Annotated in this window: 13 protein-coding genes; 4 read left to right on the top strand and 9 right to left on the bottom strand. The window is 68.9% G+C overall.

Features of this window, described 5'->3' with window-relative positions; all coding sequences use genetic code 11:
• Nucleotides 1-116: 116 nt before the first annotated feature.
• The 3 genes from CD928_RS09850 to CD928_RS09840 all read right to left on the bottom strand — a co-directional run bounded on the left by CD928_RS09850 (nt 117) and on the right by CD928_RS09840 (nt 4,079).
• Nucleotides 117-1,385: an efflux RND transporter periplasmic adaptor subunit gene (locus tag CD928_RS09850; protein WP_095386904.1), complete on the bottom strand. Its 1,269-nt coding sequence runs from the start codon at nt 1,383-1,385 to the stop codon at nt 117-119.
• 406 nt (nt 1,386-1,791) lie between these two features.
• The gene (locus tag CD928_RS09845) at nt 1,792-2,403 is read right to left on the bottom strand and encodes a TetR/AcrR family transcriptional regulator (protein ID WP_095386903.1); all 612 of its coding nucleotides are present in this window, start codon (nt 2,401-2,403) and stop codon (nt 1,792-1,794) included.
• A gap of 35 nt (nt 2,404-2,438) precedes the next feature.
• Nucleotides 2,439-4,079 carry a carboxylesterase/lipase family protein gene (locus tag CD928_RS09840; protein WP_095386902.1) on the bottom strand — a complete coding sequence of 547 codons (1,641 nt, stop codon included), beginning with the start codon at nt 4,077-4,079 and terminating at the stop codon, nt 2,439-2,441.
• Nucleotides 4,080-4,175: 96 nt separating this feature from the next.
• On the opposite strand from CD928_RS09840, the gene CD928_RS09835 reads away from it, so the two are divergent.
• Nucleotides 4,176-5,474, top strand: a complete 1,299-nt coding sequence (locus tag CD928_RS09835) for a hypothetical protein (protein WP_255247102.1) — start codon at nt 4,176-4,178, stop codon at nt 5,472-5,474.
• A gap of 18 nt (nt 5,475-5,492) precedes the next feature.
• Here the strand turns inward: CD928_RS09835 and CD928_RS09830 are convergent, their stop codons facing one another.
• From CD928_RS09830 to CD928_RS09805, 6 genes are all read right to left on the bottom strand, one after another.
• Nucleotides 5,493-7,157, bottom strand: a complete 1,665-nt coding sequence (locus tag CD928_RS09830; protein WP_095386900.1) for an MFS transporter — start codon at nt 7,155-7,157, stop codon at nt 5,493-5,495.
• A 69-nt stretch (nt 7,158-7,226) separates the two neighbouring features.
• Nucleotides 7,227-8,120, bottom strand: coding sequence for an SDR family NAD(P)-dependent oxidoreductase (locus CD928_RS09825; RefSeq protein WP_095386899.1), 894 nt, complete (start codon nt 8,118-8,120; stop codon nt 7,227-7,229).
• Nucleotides 8,121-8,221: 101 nt separating this feature from the next.
• Nucleotides 8,222-8,914 carry a TetR/AcrR family transcriptional regulator gene (locus tag CD928_RS09820; RefSeq protein ID WP_255247101.1) on the bottom strand — a complete coding sequence of 231 codons (693 nt, stop codon included), beginning with the start codon at nt 8,912-8,914 and terminating at the stop codon, nt 8,222-8,224.
• Nucleotides 8,915-8,966: 52 nt separating this feature from the next.
• Complete coding sequence (locus tag CD928_RS09815; RefSeq protein WP_095386897.1) at nt 8,967-10,526, bottom strand: AMP-binding protein; 1,560 nt, start codon at nt 10,524-10,526, stop codon at nt 8,967-8,969.
• Complete coding sequence (locus CD928_RS09810) at nt 10,523-12,160, bottom strand: carboxylesterase/lipase family protein (protein WP_095386896.1); 1,638 nt, start codon at nt 12,158-12,160, stop codon at nt 10,523-10,525. Before CD928_RS09810 ends, CD928_RS09815 begins: the two co-directional genes overlap by 4 nt.
• A gap of 16 nt (nt 12,161-12,176) precedes the next feature.
• On the bottom strand, nt 12,177-14,456 hold the full coding sequence (locus CD928_RS09805) for a TonB-dependent receptor (RefSeq protein ID WP_095386895.1): 2,280 nt from the start codon (nt 14,454-14,456) through the stop codon (nt 12,177-12,179).
• 241 nt (nt 14,457-14,697) lie between these two features.
• Here CD928_RS09805 and CD928_RS09800 point away from each other — a divergent pair, with 241 nt between their 5' ends.
• From CD928_RS09800 to CD928_RS09790, 3 genes are read left to right on the top strand one after another with little or no spacing between them, the layout of a single operon-like run.
• Complete coding sequence (locus tag CD928_RS09800) at nt 14,698-16,920, top strand: polysaccharide lyase 6 family protein (RefSeq protein ID WP_255247100.1); 2,223 nt, start codon at nt 14,698-14,700, stop codon at nt 16,918-16,920.
• Nucleotides 16,917-19,076: a heparinase II/III family protein gene (locus tag CD928_RS09795; RefSeq protein ID WP_095386894.1), complete on the top strand. Its 2,160-nt coding sequence runs from the start codon at nt 16,917-16,919 to the stop codon at nt 19,074-19,076. Before CD928_RS09800 ends, CD928_RS09795 begins: the two co-directional genes overlap by 4 nt.
• Nucleotides 19,073-20,347: an MFS transporter gene (locus CD928_RS09790; RefSeq protein ID WP_095386893.1), complete on the top strand. Its 1,275-nt coding sequence runs from the start codon at nt 19,073-19,075 to the stop codon at nt 20,345-20,347. Before CD928_RS09795 ends, CD928_RS09790 begins: the two co-directional genes overlap by 4 nt.
• The last annotated feature ends 11 nt before the right edge of the window (nt 20,348-20,358 follow it).

Below are 20,358 nucleotides of genomic sequence, written 5' to 3'. Positions count from 1 at the left end.
CCCGCGGGAGGGGCAGTGAGACTTGGGAGCTTGCTCCCTAGTCGCAGCGGGGTGGGCAGCCGAACAGTCGCCGGCCCACCCCCGACCCCTCCCGCAAGCGGGAGGGGAGACAAAGGCTATTTCACAAAAGTCGCCTGCGCCGACAGCGGCTCGCTTGCCGACGCGGTCGCCTTCTCGGGCTCCGCGGCGATGCGGCCCGCCTTGGTGAAGGCCTTCTCGCCCGGCCGTGCGAACTGATATCCGGTGATGACGACGCGGTCGGCCGCGGCCAGCCCCGCGCGGATCACGCGCAGCCCGTCGACCTCGGGTCCGATCTCGACCGGCTTCGCGGCGACGGTGCCGTCCCGGCCGACGACATAGACGATCTTGCGCGCCTGATCGGTCTGCACCGCGGCGGCGGGGACGAGCAGCGCGCGGGTCGTCTCGCCGGTCGCGAGCCGCATGTTGCCGAACATGCCTGGGGTCAGGAACATCTCCGGGTTGGCGAAGCGGGCGCGGGCGCGGATCGTTCCCGAGCGCGGGTCGAGCCCATTATCGGTGAAGTCGAGCTGACCCTTCCAGCGATAATCGCCTTCGTCCTGCAGCCGCACCTCGACCGCCGCGCCCTTGCCGGTACCGTCGCGCTTGGTCTTGAGGAACAGCGCTTCGGAGCCCTGGAAGGTGAAGTAGATCGGATCCATCGCGTTGATCGTGGTGAGCAAGGTGCCGCCGGCATCGCCCGCCGACACGAGATTGCCGGGATCGATCATCCGGTCGGAGATGCGCCCGCTCTGCGGCGCGCGCACGGTGGTGAATTCGACGTCGAGCGCGCGCGCCGCGATGCGCGCCTCGGCTCCGGCGAGCGCCGCCGACGCCGCGCGGACGCGGGCGCGCAGCCGGTCGATCTCGCTCTCCGACACCGCCTCGACGTCGACGAGCCGGCCGGCGCGCTCGAGTTCGAGCCTCGCCAGCGCAAGGTCGCTGCGCGCGCTTGCCGCGGCGGCGCGCGCCTCGGCGAGCGCGGCGCGATAGGGGCGCGGATCGATGGTGAAAAGCGGCTGGCCCTTGCGGACGATCTGGCCGTCGGTGAAATGCACGGCGGTGATCGCGCCCGAGACGCGCGGGCGCACCTCGACCGACCTGCTCGCCTCGAAGCGGCCGATATATTCATCCCACAAGGTCACCTCGCGCGACAGCGGTGGCGCGACGGTCAGCACCGGCGGCGGCGCGGCGGCGGCCTGCGGCGCGCCGTCGCGCAGCACCCACCAGGCTCCGGTCACGATCACCAGCAACGCGGCGATCCACAGGGCGCGCCGGCGCCGGTGGGGGTGGAGGAGGTCGGCGAGTTCGCGCCGGACCTTGGCATCGGCGGGGTCGATTTTCTCGATCGGAGTGTGGACGGTCATGGCTGGGCCTTTTCTCTGGTCGGTCGCTGCGCGCGGAGCGCAAAAGGGGGCCGGCGCCGGAAGCATGGCCGCCGGCCCTAGGGAGTCACGAAAGGGTCGTCAGAGAGCGGCCGGAGCCGCCCTCCCTGGGAGCGCCCGCGCGCGCGGCGCGGGTATCTGGTCTGTTATTGGTCTGTTATCGAAAACGCCGGAGCGGCGCGGTCAGGGGCGCGGCCGCCGCAGAGGGGACATGCGGCGGCCGGCCGGGGGGAGATATCTGTGTCGTTTGGGCATGGCGGCACTCCTTCGGCAAACGCAAAGCGGACGCCGATCGGGGAGAGAGGGGAATGTCTTATGTACTAAGCGGTATATAAGTATATATGCGCCGCGTCAAGACCATTCTATACCGGGCGGTAAAAATTTTCTGTCAGCGCCCCGGCCACAGCTTTAGACTGGTCTCGACCAGCCGTTCGAGCTCGGCGCGCGTCGCGCCCGCGCCCGCCTGGACGGCGAGCCCCTGGTTGATCGCGGTCAGCAGCGCGGCGAGGCCTTCGGGGTCGACGTCGCCCGGCAGATCGCCCTCCTCCTTCGCACGCGCGAAACGGTCGAGCATCGCGCGCTTCGCCGCGGCGCTGCGTTCGAGCACCGCTTCGCGGATGCCCTCGGCCTCCGACCCGCACGCGACCGAACTGATGACGCCGAGGCAGCCGTGCGGATTGTCGGGGCAGGTCTGCATTTCGAGCGCGCCGCGCATCAGCCGCTCGGCGACCCCGCGCGCGGTCGGCGCTTCGAGCGCCTCGCGCATATAGTCGAGCTTTTCGCGTTCGTAGAGGTCGAGCGCCTTGCTGAAGAGCGCCTCCTTGTTGCCGAAGGCAGCGTAGAGGCTCGGCTTGGTGATCCCCATCGCCTCGGTGAGGTCGGCCATCGAGGCGCCCTCATAACCCTTGCTCCAGAAGACGCGCAGCGCCGCCGCGAGCGCGGCGTCGACGCAGAATTCGCGCGGGCGGCCCTTGGGAGCAGGAGGAGCTTCGACTTCCATAACGTCCGGTATATATGTGCAGGCGCGCCGTTTGTCTAGGGCCGGGCTCCGGTCGCGGGCGGAGCGAGCGGCGGCGCCGCGGGGCCGAGATTGAGGAACCATTGCTCGCCGGCGGCACGGCGCCGCCGCATCACCGCTTCCTGCAGCTCGAACATGCCGGGCAGCGGGTCGCGGCCGGCGACGGGCCGCGCGCCAAAGCGCATATAGGCCTCGGCGCCCCCATAGGCGGGCCAGTTCGGCGATCCGGCCGCGGCCGGCGCTCCGCTCCGCGCGAAGCCCGCCCAATAATCGATCATCGCCCCCGCGAGCGCCCGGTCGGTCGCGTCCGCCGGCACGGGCCAGTTCGGCGGCAAACCGGCGTCGGCACGGCCGAAGACGAAGGGCAGTTCGCTCGCATGGAAGGCGCAAAGATCGCGCGCCTGCGCCGCCGCATAGCAATGGTCGAACAGATAGAGATAGGCGGGCAATCCCGTCGCCGCCTGCGCGCGCACCAGCCGCTCGCTCGCCCATCCATAGACGGCGTCGCGCGTCGCCGCGATGAGGCTCTCGTCCCCATCGGTCGCAGGATAGAGGCGCAGCCAGGCCGGCGCGAGGTCGCCGTAGCGCTGCCTGATCCCCGCTTCATAGGTCGCGGCGTCGGCGGGCGCCTTCGGCACCAGCGCGCGCTGCGATCGCACCTCGCCGCTGTTGAAGCCCGCGAGCAGCGGCACCCGCGCCTGTTCGCCGCGGTCGAGGATGTCGACGAGCTGGGCGGGCAGCACCGCGCCGTCGACCGTCGGCTGCGGCGCGAAGCGCGCGGCGAGCGCCGCCTGAACGAGCCGCTCCGCATCGACCGCGCGAAGCGCCGCCAGGTCCTTCGCGCCGACCGCGCCGGCGAGCGCCGATCCGGTCGCCTCGGCGGCGGGAAGCCCAAAGGCCGCTTCGCGCAGCCGCGGCACCGCGCGCATATTGGGGCTTTCGGCGATCGCCTTCGCGAACAGCCCGCGCGCCCTCGGAACACCGAGCAAATAGGCGACGCTGAGCGCGCCCGCCGATTCGCCCATGATCGTGACATTGGTGGCGTCGCCGCCGAACGCCGCGATGTTGCGCTTCACCCATCCGAGCGCCGCGACCTGGTCTAGCAGTCCGTAATTACCCGACACTCCCTCGGGCGATTCGGCGCTGAGCGCCGGATACGCGAGCCAGCCGAGGACGCCGAGCCGGTAGTTGATCGAGACGAAGACGATGCCGCGCTTCGCATATTCGCCGCCGTCGTAGAGCGGGCCCGCGCTCGAGCCCCGGAGCAGCGCGCCGCCGTGGATCCAGACGATCACCGGCGCCTTCCTCGCCTTTGCCGGTGCCCAGATGTTGAGCGTCAGGCAATCCTCGCTCATCGGCATCGGCGGTTCGAAATAGACGCTGTCAGCAGGATAGGCGGGCTGGACGCACGCCGCGCCGAAGGTCGCCGCCTCGCGCATGCCCCGCCACGCCGCGGGCGCCGCGGGCGGGCGCCAGCGGCGCCCGCCGACCGGGGGCGCCGCATAGGGGATGCCGCGAAAGACGCGAAGGCCGTCCTGCCATTCGCCCGCGAGCCGGCCCTCAGCGACGCGCGCTTGCGGCCGATCCGCAGCAGCAGCCGGCGGCGCGGCCGCGAGAGCGATCAGCATGACCCATAGCCAGGCGCCGATGCGCATCATATCGTCTCTCCCGCCGCGGCGCGGTTGTCAGCGCCATCGGCAAGACCTAAACTCACGCGCTAGTGAATATCAAGCAAGATGAGCGGGAGGCGGAACTTGGGCACGAGCGAACCGACGCGGCGCGGCTTTCTGGCGGGGAGCGCGGCGCTGCCGCTTGCGGCCGCGGCACATGCGGAAGGCGCCGAAACAGCCGCCGCGGTGGCCCGCGATCTCGACCGCTATCTGGGCTTCGGCAACAAGCAGTCGGGCGGTGACGGCGACACCGCCTGCGGCCGCTGGCTCGCCAGCGAACTCGAACGCGCGGGATTCGCGGTCGACAAGCCGGCCATTTCGGTGCCGTGGTTCGCGCCCGGCGACTGCGCGATCGCCGCGGGCGACGCGCGCGCCGCGCTGTGGCCGCAGCCGATCGTCGTGCCGACCCCCGCCGGCGGCGTCTCCGGCCCGCTCGTGCGCGTCGATGGCGCGGGGCGGGCCGACGCGCCGCTCGAGGGCGCGATCGCGCTCGTCGACCTTCCCTACGGCCGCTGGTCGTCGGCGCTCGCCAAGCCGATCCGCGGCCCCATCGACGCGGCCTTTTCGGCAGGCGCGCGGGCTGCGGTGGTGGTGACCAACGGCCCGACGGGACGGGTCATCGCGCTCAACGCCGACGGGCGCGAACCGATGTTCGCGGGGCCGGTCGGGCTGCTCGCCCCCGCCGACGCCACGCCCTTCCTCGCTGCGGCGATGGCGCACGCGCCGGCGACCGTCACGCTCGGCGGGCAAGGCGGGCGCCGTCCCGCCTTCAACGTCATCGGCCGCCTCGATCGCGGCAAGGGCCGCTGGATCACCGTCTCCACGCCGCGTTCGGGCTGGACGTCGTGCGGCGGCGAGCGTGGCGGCGGGATCGCCGCCTGGCTCGATCTCGCGCGCTGGGCGCCCGGAGCGCTCCCCGATCACGACCTCGCCTTCCTTTGCAACAGCGGCCATGAATATGAAAATCTGGGCGCCGAGGAATCGCTCAAGGCCGTCGCGCCGAAACCCGCCGAGACGCATTTCTGGCTCCACCTCGGCGCCAATTTCGCGGCGCGCGACTGGCACGAGGGGCTGTTCGGCCTCGCCCCCCTGCCCGGCACCGATTCGCAGCGCTACCTCGTCGTCAGCCCGCCCCTGCTTCCGGCCGCGCGGCGCCTGTTCGCGGGACTCGTCGGCTTCGAGGCGCCCTATCCGAGCGACCGCATTTCGGCGGGCGAACTCACGGCGATCATCAAGGCGGGCTATCCGTCGGTGGCGGGACTGTTCGGCGTCCACCGCTTCCACCATGTCGAAGGCGACGACGCGCGCTGCGTCCCGCCCGAGCCGGTCGCGGCGGCGATCGCCGCCTTCCGCCGGCTCCTGACGGCGGTGGCCTCCGCCTAGACGATCATTTGCCCTCGCTCATGCCTCGATGTCGCGCTTGTAGGTTTCGGGCAGGAACAGGATGCCGACCACCGCGGTGACCGCGGCGATCACCACCGCATACCAGAGCCCCTGATAGATATTCCCCGTCGCCGCGACCATCGCGAAGCCGATGGTCGGCATGAAGCCCCCGATCCAGCCGTTGCCGATATGATAGGGCAGCGACAGCGAGCTGTAGCGGATGCGCGCGGGAAACAGCTCGACGAGCAGCGCCGCGAGGGGGCCGTAGACCATCGTCGCCAATAGGCCGAAGGTGCAGAGGATCAGGATCACCCTGCCCTTGTTCACCTGCGCCGGGTCGGCCTTGTCGGGATAGCCTGCGGCATCGAGCGCGGCCTTGGCCTCGGCCCCGAACGAGGAGACGGCCGCGGCGCGCGCCTCCTTGCCCAGCCCCGCCGGATCGGGAACCGCGATCACCCGTTCGCCGACGCGCACCGACGCCGCCGCACCGGCGGGCGCCTCGACATTGGCGTAGTTGATCCCGTTCTTCGCGAGATAGGATTTGGCGATATCGCAGCGCGTCGTGTCGAAGCTGTTCCGGCCGACGGGGTCGAACTGGAACGAACATTCGCCGGCGTGCGCGACGACGGTCACCGGCGCGCGTTCGACCGCCGCCGCCATCGCCGGGTTCGCCGCGACGACGAGCGCCTTGTAGAGCGGGAAATAGACGAAGACCGCGATCACGCAGGCGGTCATCATGATCGGCTTGCGGCCGATCCGGTCGCTGAGCCAGCCGAAGAAGACGAAGCTCGGGATGATGATCGTCAGCGCCGCGGCGACGAGGAAGTTCGCGGTCGCTCCGTCGACCCGCGCGATCCGCTCGAGATAGAAGAGCGGATAGAGGTGCGCGGCGAAACCGATCACCGCCTGCCCCGCGACCGCCCCGAACAGCGCTAGGAGCACGATCTTCAGATTCTTCCACTCGCCGAAGGCTTCCTTGAGCGGCGCCTTCGACGTGGCGCCCGCAGCCTTCATCCGCTGGAAGACCGGACTTTCCTCGAGTTGGAGGCGGATCCACAGCGCGACCGAGAGCAGGACGATCGAGAAGATGAAGGGAAGCCGCCAGCCCCAGTCGTTGAACGTCGCTTCGTCCATGAACAGGCGCAGCGACACGACGAAGGTCGAGGCGAGGATCAGCCCGATCATCGCGGTCGTCTGGATGAAGCTGGTATAGAAGCCGCGCTTTCCGGGTGGAGCATGTTCGGCGATATAGACCGCCGCGCCGCCGTATTCGCCGCCGATGGCGAGCCCCTGGAGCAGCCGCAGCAGCATCAGGATGATCGGCGCCGCGACCCCGATCGTGTCGTAGCCGGGCAGGAAACCGACCGCGAAGGTCGAAAGCCCCATGATCGCCATGGTGACGAGGAAGGTGTTCTTGCGCCCGACGATGTCGCCAACGCGCCCGAAGACGAGCGCGCCGAACGGCCTCACGGCGAAGCCCGCGGCAAAGGCCATCAGCGCGAGGATGAACCCTGTCGTCTCGTTCACGCCCGAGAAGAAATGATGCGACAGGGCGCTGGCGAGCAGCCCGTAGAGGTAGAAATCATACCATTCGAACACCGTCCCCAGCGACGAGGCGGTGATGACGAGCGTCTCGTTCTGGCGCTTGCCTTCGGCGGGCGCGGCTTCGCTGTCGGTTGCCATATCCTTCTCCCTTTTGTCCCGGCGGCGGCGGGCTCTTCACCGGCCCGTCCGTCCCGCTCCCGGGGAATCTCAGCGTGCGGTCGCCATCGTCGGCGCGGTGAAGCCCGCGCTAGCCAGTTCGCGTTCGGCCTGCGTAAAGCCATAGGCGGGGACGATCTCGCCGCGGCGGTCGGTCACCCGCTCCCACTCGGCCGCGACGCGCGCGCCGGCGTCGGCGGCGCGCCCGACATAGGCGCCTTCGGTCAAGGTGATGTTCGCCGCCGCGAAATGCCCGGCGCCGGCGCAGAGGATCGCGCGCGTCGGCGCATCCTCGCCGACCAGCGCGAGCAGGCCGGGGCTTACCGCCTCGGGCGCCAGCCGGGCCAGCGCGTCGGGGGCGAGCACGCCGTCGGTCATCGCGGTCGCCGCGGTGGGCGCGAGGCAATTGACCCGGACGCCATATTTCTCGCCCTCGAGCGCGAGCGTCTGCATCAGCCCGACGAGCGCCATCTTCGCCGCGCCGTAATTGGCCTGCCCGAAATTGCCGTAGAGCCCCGACGAGGAGGTCGTCATCACGATGCGGCCGTAGCGCCGCGCGCGCATCTGGTCCCACACCGCCTTCGAACAGAGGACGGCGCCCATCAGATGCACCTCGACGACGAGGCGGAAGTCCGCGAGGTCCATTTTCGCGAAGCTCCGGTCGCGCAGAATGCCGGCGTTGTTCACGAGAATGTCGACCCCGCCCCACGCCATGGTCGCGGCATGAACCATCGCCGCGACCTCGGCCTCGTCGGTGACCGAGGCGGGCGCCGCAAGCGCTTCGCCGCCCGCCGCGCCGATCTCGGCGGCGACGCGTTCGGCCGCCTCGCTCCGCTGATCGTTGACCACGACGCGCGCGCCGTGGCGCGCGAGCATCAGCGCGTGCGCGCGGCCGAGCCCTCCGCCGGCCCCGGTGACGATCGCGACCCGTCCCGCCAAATCCATTCCCGTCTCTCCCTCGCTCAACATAACAATAACTCACTTGTGAGTGAATAATATTCTCGCGACGAAAGGGCCGGCATCGGAGCTCCGGCCCGCCGCGAGCCTCAGCCCTGCCCTTCGCTCCGTCGCTGTTCGCAGATGTCGCGGAAACCCGCCGCCATGAAGCGCGCCATCCGCACCTTGACCGCGGCATAATCGTCCGACCGGCAGAGGCCGTGCGACAATTTGTCGATGCGCCCGGTGCGCGCCAGCGTCAGCATCAGCGCGCCGGTGACGAAATGATAGCCCCAGAAGATGTCGGCCTCGTCGGCGTCGGGCAGCGCCTTCTTCAATATCTCGATCAGCCGCAGCACGACGGGGTCGAAATATTTGTCCATGAATTCGGCGCCCTCGGGGCTGTTCGACGCCTGCGCGCCGAACGCGCCGTAATTCTTCCAGCCCTCGCCGCCCTGGATATAGAGATCGAGGTCGGTATCGAGGAAGGCGTGGAGCGCGCCTTCGACCGTGGGCTTTCCCTTCGCGGAGCGATCATAGTCGTCGAGCGCCTTCATCCGCTTTTCGATCGTGACGACCGCGCGCCGCGCGAACACCGCATCGAACAGGGTCTTCTTGTCGTCGAAATAATAGTTGAGCAGCGTGTGGTGGACGCCGACCTGCTTGGCGACGTCCTTCAGCGTCACGCCGTAGAATCCGTGCTTCGAAAACAGATGCTCGGCGGTGTCGAGTATCTGTTCCATCGTTTCGGCGCGCTGTTCCGCTTTCGTCAGCCTTTTTGTCGCGGTCTTCGCCTTGGACACCAAAATCTTTTCCCTTCCGGACCCTTCGATACGCCGCGCGGCCGCTTCGGGCCTACACCTCTCCATATTCCGCCCGCAATTGCATTTTGTCGATCTTCCCCGTGGGTGCGAGCGGCATCGCGTCGAGGCGGATCACGGCGTCGGGGATCCACCAGGGCGCGACGCGTCCGGCGAGCGGTTCGAGCAGATCGGCGTCGCTGACCGACGGGTCGCACGCCTCGACCAGCAGCACCGGGCGCTCGCCCCATTTCGCGTCGGCGCGCCCGATCACCGCCGCCAGCGACACCTGCGGCAGCGCGCCGACGAGTGCCTCGATCTCGGCGGGGTTGATCCATTCGCCGCCCGACTTGATCAAGTCCTTGGCGCGCCCGGTGATCGTCAGATTGCCGTCGGCGTCGATCCGCGCGAGGTCGCCGGTATCGAACCAGCCGTCGGCGTCGGTCGCGGGTTCGCCCTGCCCGAAATAGCGCTCGACCACGGTGCCGCCGCGCACGCGCAAATGCCCCTCGGCGTCGCGCTGATCGGGCAGCGGCCGCCCCTCGGCATCGGTGATCAGCAGGTCGATGCCGATCGCGGGCTTGCCCGACAGCGACGCGCGGCGCGCGGGATCGCCCGGCACCGCCGCAGTGCCGAGCGGCGACAATTCGGTCATCCCCCAGCTCGTCTGCACCTCGACGCCCAGCCGCGTCTCGATCCGTTCCATCAGCGCGGGGGGCATCGACGCCCCGCCGACGAGGATGCGCTTCAGCGTCGGCACCTCGCCGCCTTCGACCTCGAGATGCTCGACAAGCCCGAGCCAGACGGTCGGCACCCCCGCCGCCGCGGTCACGCCCTCCGAGCGGATCAGCCGCGCGAGATGCGCGCCGTCGCTGTGGCGTCCGGGCAGCACCAGCTTCGCGCCGACCGCGGGCGCCGCGAAAGGCAGCCCCCAGGCGTTGGCGTGGAACATCGGCACCACCGCGAGGATCGCGTCGCGCGCGGTCGGCCCGAGCACGTCGGCCTGAAGCTGACGCATCGTGTGGAGATAGCAGCCGCGATGCGTATAGCTCACGCCCTTCGGCGCCCCGGTGCTCCCCGAGGTGAAGCAGAGGCCCGACGGCGCGGTCTCGTCGAAATCGCCCCAGGCGCCGCCCTGCGGCGCCGCGGCCGCGAGCGGGTCGGCGCCCTCCTCGCCGTCCGGCGTGTCGAGCAGCAGGATGCGCCGCAGCGCGGGCAGGTTCGCGCTCGCCGCGCGCGCCAGCGGCAACAGGTCGGGGCTCGCGAGCAGCAGCCGCGCCTCCGACTGGGCGAGCATCGACCCGAGCTGCGCCGCGGTCAGGCGCGGGTTCAGCGTGTGGCACACCGCGCCCATCCCCATGATGCCGTACCACGCCTCCACATGCCCCTGCGTGTTCCACGCGAGCGTCGCGACGCGATCGCCCGGCCCGATGCCGAGCGCGGCCAGCGCGCCCGACACGCCGCGCGCCCGGCGCTCGAGCGCGGCATAGGAGATGCGCTGGATGCTTCCGTCCGCCGCGCCCGACACGACTTCGGCGTCGGGGTGCCATTTGGCGGCGTGGGAGAGGAATTTGTCGAGCGTCAGTCCGTAGGATTGCATCGATCCGTCGATCATTGGCATCCCTCGGCCTTGGGCGGCAGCGGCGGCGAGGCGAGGCCGACGTTCCAGTTCCAGGGAATGTCGCCCGCGGCGCGTCGGCGGCACACCACCGCTTCGTGCAGCGCGGCGGTGCCGGGGAAGAGATTGTGCGCGGCGCGCGGCTCGTCCGCGAAATGGACGAAGCCGTGGTCGTCGGCATAGTCGGGCCAGTCGGGCGCGCCCGTCGCCTTCGGTTTCGCACTGCGCGCAAAGCTCGCCCAATAATCGCCCATCGCCTGCGCCAGCTTGCGCTCGGTCAGCGTGTCGGGGATCTTCGGCCATAGCGCCGGGGTCTTGCCCGCGGTGCCGAACACATAGGGAAGCTCGGACGCATGGAAGGCATGGAGCTTCCATTGTTCCATCGCCGGATAGCCGTGATCGAAGATATAGAAATAGGCGGGCTGGCCGAGCGCCGCCTGGTCCGACGCCAGCCGCTCGGCGGTCCAGCCGTACATCGCGTCGCGCGTCGCCGCGAGCATCGAATCTTCTATCGTCTTCGCCGGATAGCGCGCGAGGAAGGCGTCGGCGAACTCGCCATATTGGGCGCGGATCGTCGCCTCATAGGCGGCCGCGTCGGCGGGCGGCTTGGGCAGCAGGAAGCGGAGCGACCGGATTTCGCCGCTGTTGAAGCCCGCAAGGATCGGCACGGGCGCCTGCTCGCCGCGGTCGAACGTCTCGACAAGCTGCCGCGGCACGATCTTGCCGTCGATCGCCGGGAAGGGGAAATAGCCGGCCACCGGCGGCTTGTCCGCGATCGCCTCGGCGGGCATCGCGCGCAGCGCCGCGAGGTCGGTCGCGCCGAGCTTTTCGGCGAGCGCCACCCCCTGCTGCTCGGCGGGCACCATGCCGTTCAGCGGTTCGCGAAGGCCGGGGGCGGAGACCATATAGGCGCTCTCGGCGATCGCCTTGGCGAACAGCCCGCGCGCCTGCGGCGCCGCCATCAGATACATCACGCTGAGCGCGCCCGCCGATTCGCCCGCGATCGTCACATTCTTCGCGTTGCCGCCGAAGGCGCCGATATTGCGCTTCACCCACCCGAGCGCCGCGATCTGGTCGAGCAGCCCGTAATTGCCCGACAGACGGTCGGGCGATTCGGCGCTGAGTGCCGGATGCGCGAACCAGCCGAACATGCCGAGCCGGTAGTTGATCGACACGACGATCATCCCGCGCTTCGCGAGCGCGCTGCCATCGTAGAGCGGATCGCCCCCCGATCCGCTCACCAGCGAGCCGCCGTGGATCCAGACGAACACCGGCAGATCCTTCGCCCCCTCGGGTGCCCAGACGTTGAGCGACAGGCAATCTTCGCTCATCGCCGGCAGGTCCCAGCTGTAGATGCTCGCGGCGCGCGGCTTCGGCTGCATGCACGCGGGGCCGAAATCGCGCGCGTCGCGCACTCCCTGCCATTCGGGCGCCGGCCGCGGCGGGGTCCAGCGCGCCGCGCCGACCGGCGGCGCGGCATAGGGAATGCCCTTGAAGGCGCGGATGCCGTCCGCCGCCTCGCCGCGCACCTCGCCCGCCGGCGCCGCGACCACCGGTCCCGGTGCGGCGGCGGTCGGCGCTGGAAGCAGCGCCGCCAGAATCAGGGCGAAGAGCGGGGAGCGTGCGGTCATCGGGCAGGCTTTCCGATCAGAAGCGATAATCGGCGCGCAGGCCGATCGTCCGCGGCCGCATCCGCGCATAGCGGCCGTCGAGGAAGGCTTCGGGATGGACGTAGGTGATCTTGCTCGAATCGAAGAGATTCTCGACATAGGCGGTGAGGTTCAGCGCCCCGAGCTTCGTCCCGGCGTAGAGGTTCGTGTTGGTCCAGGCCTGCGTATAGTCGTAGGTCGGGCTCACCGCATTGGGGTTGCCGGGCACGTTGGGGAACTGGTTCGGGAAGGAACCGGCGTGCGACACGTTGACCGAGGCGAAGGCGGTCTTGCCGTCGCCGATCGGGAAATCGTAACGCAGCGTCCCCGACCCCTGGAAATGCGGCGAAGCAAGCCGGGTGCCGAGCTCGGCGCCCGAGATCGCCGCCTCGCTGTCGGTGAGGTCGGTCACCTTGGCGCGATTGAACGACCCGTTGAGCGCGAGGCTCAGCCCATCGACCGGCCGCGCGACGAACTCGAATTCGAGGCCATAGCTCTCCGCCGCGCCGATGTTGGTCGCGAACTGGATCGAATCCGAGACGCGGTTCGCCTGCACCTGGATATTCTTCCAGTCGATGTAATAGGCCGCGACATTGGCGGTGAGGTCCCCGTCGAGCCAGCGCCCCTTCAGCCCGACCTCGTAGTTGGTCACGCTGTCCGACCGCGCGCCGTCGGGGATGACGAGGTCGTTGGGATCGATCGCGCTGACCAGCCCGGCGCGCGCGTTGACCACCGGGGTGCGGAACCCCGTCGACACCGTCGCATAGGTGGTGAGCTCGGGCACCGGCTTCCACGACACGCTGGCCTTCCACGACAGCCGGTCGTCCTTGACCTTCAGCCCCGCGGCATAGGGTATCTCGGTCACCGTCAGCGGGGCGTTCTGCACGCCGAAGAGCGCGAAGGTCAGATAATTGCTATTGTAGCCGCCGCCGCGCGTGAAGCTCTGCACCTCGGTGCTGCCGTAGCGCAGCCCGCCGGTGACCCAGAAGCTGTCGCTGAGATGCGCGGTCACCTCGCCGAAGCCCGCGATTTCCTTCTGGTCGGTATAGCTGTTGAAACGCTGATAATATTCGTCGGGCAGCCCGGTCAGCCCGCGCGCGTCGAGGAATTCCTGCGTCGAGCGATAGGCGAAATCGACCGTGCGCCGCTTGTCGTAGTAGAAGAAGCCCGCGACCCAGTCGATCGGCCCCGAGGTGCGCGAGACGAGCCGCGTCTCCTGGACGAACAGATCGTCATAGCCATAGGCGTCGAGCGCGAAGGGAATGGCCTGCGCGAAGGTCCCCGCGAGGTCGACGTAGAAGGAGGCGTCATAGTCCGACAGCGTCGTCGAGCTGATCAGCTCGGCGAAGTCGAACTCGTAATTGACCGTGACGTTGTAATTGGTGAGCTTGCCCTGGAACAGGTCGGGGCGGTCCGAATTGCGCACGAATTTGCCGAGCGCGGGGTTGGTCAGCGCCGAATCGGCGGGCTTGCTGTTCTCGTAGGAGGCGAGCAGCTTCACCGTCATCCGGTCGCTCGGCCGCATCAGCAGGATCGCGCGGCCGCCATAGGCCTCCATGCTGTTCGAATCCTTGATGCCGGTGCCGATATTGTCGACCCAGCCGTCCTCGTTGCGGTAATAGCCGGTGACGCGCAGCCCCAGTTCGTCGGTCATGATCGGCACGTTGACCATCGCATTGTAGCGCTGGCGCAGCGCATGCGAGCCGGTGAGGCCGAGATCGGCGCTCGCCGACGCCTCGAACTCGTCGAGGTCGGGGCTTTTCGTGATGATCCGCATCGCGCCGGCGAGCGAGTTCGACCCGAACAGGGTCCCCTGCGGTCCGCGCAGGAATTCGACGCGCTCGACATCGTAGAGATTGGGGTCGAGGATCGTCGAATTGCCGTTCGCCGAGATCGGCAGCTCGTCGACATAGATGGCGACCGCGCTCTGCAGCCCCGCGCTATAGCCGTTGGTGTTGATGCCGCGCGCCGTGAAATTGTTGAAATTCTGCGTCGGCCGGTTGACGACGATGCCCGGCGTGTTCTGGGCGATGCCCTCATAGCCGACGATGCCGAGGTCATCGAGCTGCTCCTGCCCGAAGGCGGTGACGCTGAGCGGCACGTCCTGCAGCCGCGCGGTGCGGCGCGTCGCGGTGACGATGATGTCGTGGCTGTCGCGGGGCGCATCCTGCGCGGCGGTGCCGGCCGGTGCATCGGCCTCGCTCGTCTGCGCGAGGGCGGAAACGGGTAGCGCGAACAGGGCGGCCGCCGACGCGGACGCGAGAAGCTGAACCTTCATATGACTCTCCCTCCCGGGCGGTCGCTCTCCGGCGCCGCCTTCGCCCCTTGTATGAGTCGAATTCGCTCGCGAGTCAATATTCACTATCACGAGCGTGAATATCTTTATCCATGCTCGAAACATGGCGCTTTCTGGCGCGATCAGGTGGTTTGACAGATTGACAGCCAAAGAGGGTTGAAATCGTCATACCAGTTGTATAGTCCAATATCCGCACAAGAGACGAACCGGGAGAGAGGGCGCGATGCTGCTGCGGGCTGTTTTGATGGGGGCGATCGGGGTTTCGGCGGCGCAGGCCGCGCAGGCCCGCGATATATTGGTCGCCGACCAGGTCGAATATAAGGCGGCGGTCAAGGCCGCGAAGCCCGGCGACTCGATCGTCCTTCGCGACGGCGAATGGCGCGACGCCCAGCTCGTTTTCACCGGCGCCGGCACCGCCGACGCGCCGATCACCCTCACCGCCCAGACCAAAGGCAAGGTGCTGCTCACCGGCGCCTCGAACCTCCGCCTCGGCGGCAGCCACCTCGTGGTCTCGGGGCTCGTCTTCAAGCGCGGCGCCAGCCCGACGCGCGAGGTCATCAGCTTCCGCCGCGATTCGAAGACGCTCGCGAGCGACACCCGCGTCACCGAAATCGTCATCGACGGCTTCAGCAAGCCCGACCGCCGTGCCGAGGACATCTGGGTCGCGCTCTACGGCACGAACAACCGCGTCGACCATTCGCATTTCGAGGGCAAGACCAACGCCGGCGTCACGCTCGCGGTGATTCGCAAGGCGGGCGATCCGCTCGATAACCGCCACCGCATCGACCATAATTATTTCGGCCCGCGTCCGCCCTTGGGCTCGAACGGCGGCGAGACGATCCGCATCGGCACCAGCGAGGAATCGCTCTCCGACAGCCACACGGTCGTCGAGCGCAACATCTTCGACCGCACCAGCGGCGAGGTCGAGATCGTCTCGGTCAAGTCGGGGGGCAATATCGTCCGCGAGAATCTGGTGCTGTCGTCGCAGGGCGCCTTCGTGCTGCGCCACGGCAACGGCAATCTGGTCGAGCGCAACATCTTCCTCGGCAACCATGTGCCCGACAGCGGCGGCGTCCGCATCATCAACCGCGACCAGATCGTGCGCTTCAACTATATGGAAGGGCTCGCGGGCAAGGATTTCAAGAGCGCGATCACCGTGATGAACGGCGTGCCCAATTCGGTGATCAACCGCTATCATCAGGTGTCGAACGCGGTGATCGAGCGCAACTCGATCCTGGACAGCGCGCGCATCACCCTCGCCGCGGGCGCCGACGCCGAACGCTCGGCGCCGCCGGTCGCCAGCAAATTCACGGGCAACCTCGTCAGCGGCGCCAAGGGCACCGATCCCTTCCGCGCCGAGGACGATATCGGCGGCATCGCCTTCGCGGGCAATGTCGAGGCGGCGGTCGAACAACCGCTGCTGACGAACGGCGTCGCACAGCGCGATCTCCAGCTCGAACGCGCCGCCAACGGCCTCCTCTACCCCACCGATCCCGCGCTCGCCGAAGTCGGCGCGCCGCGCGACCTCGTCCCCGTGAAGCGTGAAGAGGTCGGCGCGCCCTGGTATCGCCCCGACGCCGCCGAAGCGGCGTTCGGCGCCGGGCGCACCGTCGAACTCGCGGCGGGCGCGTCGCTCGCCGACGCGGTCGGTGCCTCGCGCGCCGGCGACACCATCGCGCTCGCTGCCGGCGCCTACGAGGTCGCGGCGCCGGTCGCGATCCACCACCGGCTGACGATCGCCGCGCAGGCGGGCGCCGCGCCGGTCGTCCATGTCGCGAGCGGCGCCTTCGCGCGGATCGAGGCGGGCGGCGGACTGCGCCTCGCCGACCTGACGCTCGACGCGCGCAAGGCCGCCGCCGACGCGGCGCTGATCGCGGTCGGCGCGGGCGCCGCGCCCAATTACGAGATCGAGATGAAGGGCGTGTCGGTGCGCGGCCCCGGCCAGGCGGCGCGGCTCGACGGCGTCGTCATGGCGCCCGGCACCTTCGCGAACGCGATCGAACTGCTCGGCAGCAGCTTCGCCGACATGAGCGGCGCGGTCGTCCTCGGCACCGGCGAACAGCAGCCCAAGGGCTGGTATCCGGTCGAACGGCTCGAGATCGCGGGGAGCAGCTTCATCCGCGTCGGCCTCGTCGCCGACCTCCTGCGCAAGGGCACCGACGAAAGCACCTTCGGCCCCTATGTCTCGATGACCGGGTCGAGCGTGTCGGACAGCGGCGCGGGCGACGCCTCGCTCCGCCTCTCGGGCGCCCAGCACAGCGAGATTTTCGGCAACAGCTTCGAAAATTCGGCGCCGCTCGTCGTCATCCATTCGGTCGGCAAGCCCGAGACGCGGATCGTCGGCAACGCCTTCCGCGCCACCCCGGCGCCGCGCGTCGAGGAACTGAGCTACAAGGGGCCGCCGCGCGCAAAGCTCGCGGGCAATTTCACGGAAGGCCGTCCATGACCCGCACCCTCGCGCTGCTCCTCGCAGCGAGCGCCCTGCCCCTTTCCGTCGTCCCCGCCCTCGCCCAGCCCGCGTCGACCGAGCCGGCCTATGCGCCGCTCTTCGCCGCCGAGGTCACGCAAGCGAAGCGCGACCTCGACGCCTCGATCCGTGCCGGAATCAACGTGCCGGTGCCCAAGGATCCGGGTGGCGGCTTCACCCACGAGCAGCATAAGCGCAATTACCGGATCATCTTCGAGGGCGGCCAGCTCTACCGGCTCACCGGCGACCGCCGCTATCTCGATCATGTCCGCGACATGCTGCTCGCCTATGCCGACCTCTATCCGAAGCTTGGCCCCCACCCCGCCGCCGCGAACCAGGTTCCGGGCCGATTGTTCTGGCAAAGCCTCAACGACAGCGTCTTCCTCGTCAACGCGGTGCAGGGCTACGCCGAGATCCGCGATGCTCTCTCCGCCGCCGATCGCCGCCGCATCGACGATGACGTGATCCGCCCGATGGCGCATTTCCTGTCGGACGGCTCGCCGCAGGTGATCAATCGCATCCACAATCACGCGACCTGGGCGTGCGCCGGGGTCGGGCTCGCGGGCTATCTGCTCGGCGACCGCGACCTGGTCGACAAGGCGCTGATGGGGCTCGACAAGAGCGGCAAGTCAGGCTTCCTGCGCCAGCTCGACCTGCTCTTCTCGCCCGACGGCTATTATGCCGAGGGGCCCTATTATCAGCGCTACGCGCTCCAGCCCTTCGTCGTCTTCGCCGCCGCGATCGACGCCCACGAGCCGCAGCGCAAAATCTTCGACTATCGGGGCGGCATCGTGCTCAAGGCGATCCGCACCGCGATCGACGTCACCCATTCGGGATATTTCATCCCGATCAACGATGCGATGCCCGACAAGAGTCTGCGCACCGAGGAACTCTATCACGCGGTCGCGATCGCCTATGGCGCGACGCACGATCCCGCCTTCCTGTCGATCGCGAAGTGGCAAGGCCATACGGTGCTGACCCCGGCGGGACAGGCGCTCGCCGCCGATGTCGCCGCGGGCAAGGCGAAGCCCTGGCCCTTCGAATCGCGCCTGCTCGGCGACGGCCCCGACGGCAAGCAGGGCGCGCTCGTCCTGCTCCGCGAAGGAAGCGATCCCGACGGCCCGCTGCTCGTCGCCAAGAACACAGTGCAGGGCATGGGCCACGGCCATTTCGACCGGCTGAACTGGCTCTATTATGACGAGACCGGCGCGGTCGTCACCGACTATGGCGCCGCGCGCTTCCTCAACGTCGAGGCGAAGCACGGCGGGCGTTACCTTCCCGAAAACGACAGCTGGGCGAGCGCGACCATCGCGCACAACACGCTGGTCGTCGACGAGCAAAGCCAGTTCGGCGGCGACTGGAAAGCCGGCGAGAAAATCCCGACGCGCCAGCTTTCGGCCGGGCTCGACGCCCCGACCCGCTGGTCGATCGCCGAAGTCGACGGCGCCTATCCGAACGTTTCCATCCGCCGCGCGCTCGTCATGCTCGACGTCGACGGCCTTTCGAATCCGCTGATCCTCGACATCCTCCACGGGACTGGCAGCGGCAGGCATCGCTATGACCTGCCGCTGCATTTTTCGGGACATGTCATCGACAGCGACATCGCGTTCGACCAGCATCTCGCCGAACGGCCGGTGCTGGGGACGGCGAACGGCTACCAGCATCTTTGGGTCGACGGCGAAGGGACCAGGAGCGGCCCGGCGCGCTTCACCTTCATGCAGGGCAGCCGCTTCTATTCCTATCATATGGCGCCGTCCGCGGGCGCGCGCTTCATCCTCGCCGAAAGCGGCGCGAACGATCCCGAGTTCAACCTCCGCCGCGAACCTGCGCTGATCCAGCGCGTCGACGGCGCGAGTGCGGCGACCTTCGTCAGCCTGCTCGAACCGCACGGCCGCTACGACGCCTCATCCGAGGCCGTCGTCGCGAGCAGCTCGCGCATCGCCTCGCTCGAGCATCGGCGTGACGGCGATGCCGATATCGTGCTGGTGACCTTCGTCGACGGCCGCCGCCTCGCGGTCGCGGTCGCGGGCGACACCGCCGCGGGCGCCACCCATCGCGCGACCGTCGCCGGCCGCAGCTTCACCTGGACCGGCCCCGTCGGCCGCCTCGACCTCGCCAAGGGAGACGCTCAATGAAAGGGCATTTGCGCTGGTGCGTGATCGGCCTGATCGGCCTCGCCACCGTGATCAACTATATCGACCGCAACGCGCTCGCGGTGATGTGGCCCGAAGTGTCGAAGGATATCGGCGCGACCAAGGAAGATTATGCGCTGCTGGTGACGATCTTCATGATCGCCTACGCCTTCGGCCAGTCGCTGTTCGGGCGTGTGTTCGACGCGATCGGGACGCGAATGGGCTTCACCGTCTCGATCTTCTTCTGGTCGCTGTCGATCGCCGCGCATGCGCTGGTCCGCTCGATGCCGCTGCTCGGCTTCCTGCGCGCCACCCTCGGCGTCAGCGAGGCGGGCAACTGGCCCGGCGCCGCCAAGGCCAACGCGCTGTGGTTCCCCTCGCGCGAGCGCGCGCTGGCACAGGGCATCTTCAACGCCGGCGCGTCACTCGGCGGCATCGTCTCGGCGCCGCTCGTCGCGCTGCTCTTCATCCAGTTCGGCTGGCGCGGCACCTTCCTCTTCGTCGGCATTTTGGGCTTCATCTGGCTCGTTCCGTGGCTCTGGTTCTACAAGGCCGATCCCGAAACCAACCCGCGCCTCGGCGCCGAAGAGCGCGCCTATATCCTCTCCGGGCGCAGCGAGACGGGGGCGAGCGACGACCGCCGCATGCCGCTCGGCGAGCTGCTGCGCTACCGCCAGAGCTGGGCGGTCATCCTGTCGCGCTTCTTCCTCGACCCCGTCTGGTGGCTGTTCGTGTCGTGGCTGCCGATCTATCTCGCCGAAACCTTCGGCTTCGACGTCAAGCAGATCGGCCTCTTCGCCTGGGTGCCCTATGTCGGCGCGATGCTCGGCAGCCTGTTCGGCGGCTGGTTCGCCGGGCGGATCATCGATCGCGGCGGCAGCGTCCACAAGGCGCGCACGCTGGCGATCGGCATCGGCTGCGCGATCATGCTCCCCGCCTTGCTCTTCACGATCCGCGCCGCCGATCCGCTGACCGCAGTGCTGCTGATCGCGTGCATCCTCTTCGGCTTCCAGATGGCGATCGGCAACATCCAGACGCTGCCCAGCGACTGGTTCGGCGGCGGCGCGGTCGGCAGCCTCGCCGGGATCAGCGGCACCGCCGCGGTCGCGGGCACGCTGATCACCACCTGGCTCGTGCCGGTGCTGACCAAGACCAGCTACGCGCCGATCTTCGCGCTTTCGGCGGCGATCGTGCCGCTCTCCTTTCTGGCCTTCCGGCTGGTCGGCGGCCGCGTCGAACCGGTCGCCACCCAACCCCAATCCACCCAAGAATAAGGAATAGAATC

The organism is Sphingopyxis sp. GW247-27LB, from assembly GCF_002277025.1.
In the GTDB taxonomy this organism is placed as follows: Bacteria; Pseudomonadota; Alphaproteobacteria; order Sphingomonadales; family Sphingomonadaceae; genus Sphingopyxis.
The sequence above is the reverse complement of the archived record's forward strand: the minus strand, read 5'-3'. Positions and strand labels throughout refer to the sequence as shown.

Coding starts and splice junctions, on each gene's coding strand:
- CD928_RS09850 (WP_095386904.1), bottom strand. CDS start 1,385: ATGACCGTCCACACTCCGATCGAGAAAATCGACCCCGCCGATGCCAAG.
- CD928_RS09845 (WP_095386903.1), bottom strand. CDS start 2,403: ATGGAAGTCGAAGCTCCTCCTGCTCCCAAGGGCCGCCCGCGCGAATTC.
- CD928_RS09840 (WP_095386902.1), bottom strand. CDS start 4,079: ATGATGCGCATCGGCGCCTGGCTATGGGTCATGCTGATCGCTCTCGCG.
- CD928_RS09830 (WP_095386900.1), bottom strand. CDS start 7,157: ATGGCAACCGACAGCGAAGCCGCGCCCGCCGAAGGCAAGCGCCAGAAC.
- CD928_RS09825 (WP_095386899.1), bottom strand. CDS start 8,120: ATGGATTTGGCGGGACGGGTCGCGATCGTCACCGGGGCCGGCGGAGGG.
- CD928_RS09815 (WP_095386897.1), bottom strand. CDS start 10,526: ATGATCGACGGATCGATGCAATCCTACGGACTGACGCTCGACAAATTC.
- CD928_RS09810 (WP_095386896.1), bottom strand. CDS start 12,160: ATGACCGCACGCTCCCCGCTCTTCGCCCTGATTCTGGCGGCGCTGCTT.
- CD928_RS09805 (WP_095386895.1), bottom strand. CDS start 14,456: ATGAAGGTTCAGCTTCTCGCGTCCGCGTCGGCGGCCGCCCTGTTCGCG.
- CD928_RS09800 (WP_255247100.1), top strand. CDS start 14,698: ATGCTGCTGCGGGCTGTTTTGATGGGGGCGATCGGGGTTTCGGCGGCG.
- CD928_RS09795 (WP_095386894.1), top strand. CDS start 16,917: ATGACCCGCACCCTCGCGCTGCTCCTCGCAGCGAGCGCCCTGCCCCTT.
- CD928_RS09790 (WP_095386893.1), top strand. CDS start 19,073: ATGAAAGGGCATTTGCGCTGGTGCGTGATCGGCCTGATCGGCCTCGCC.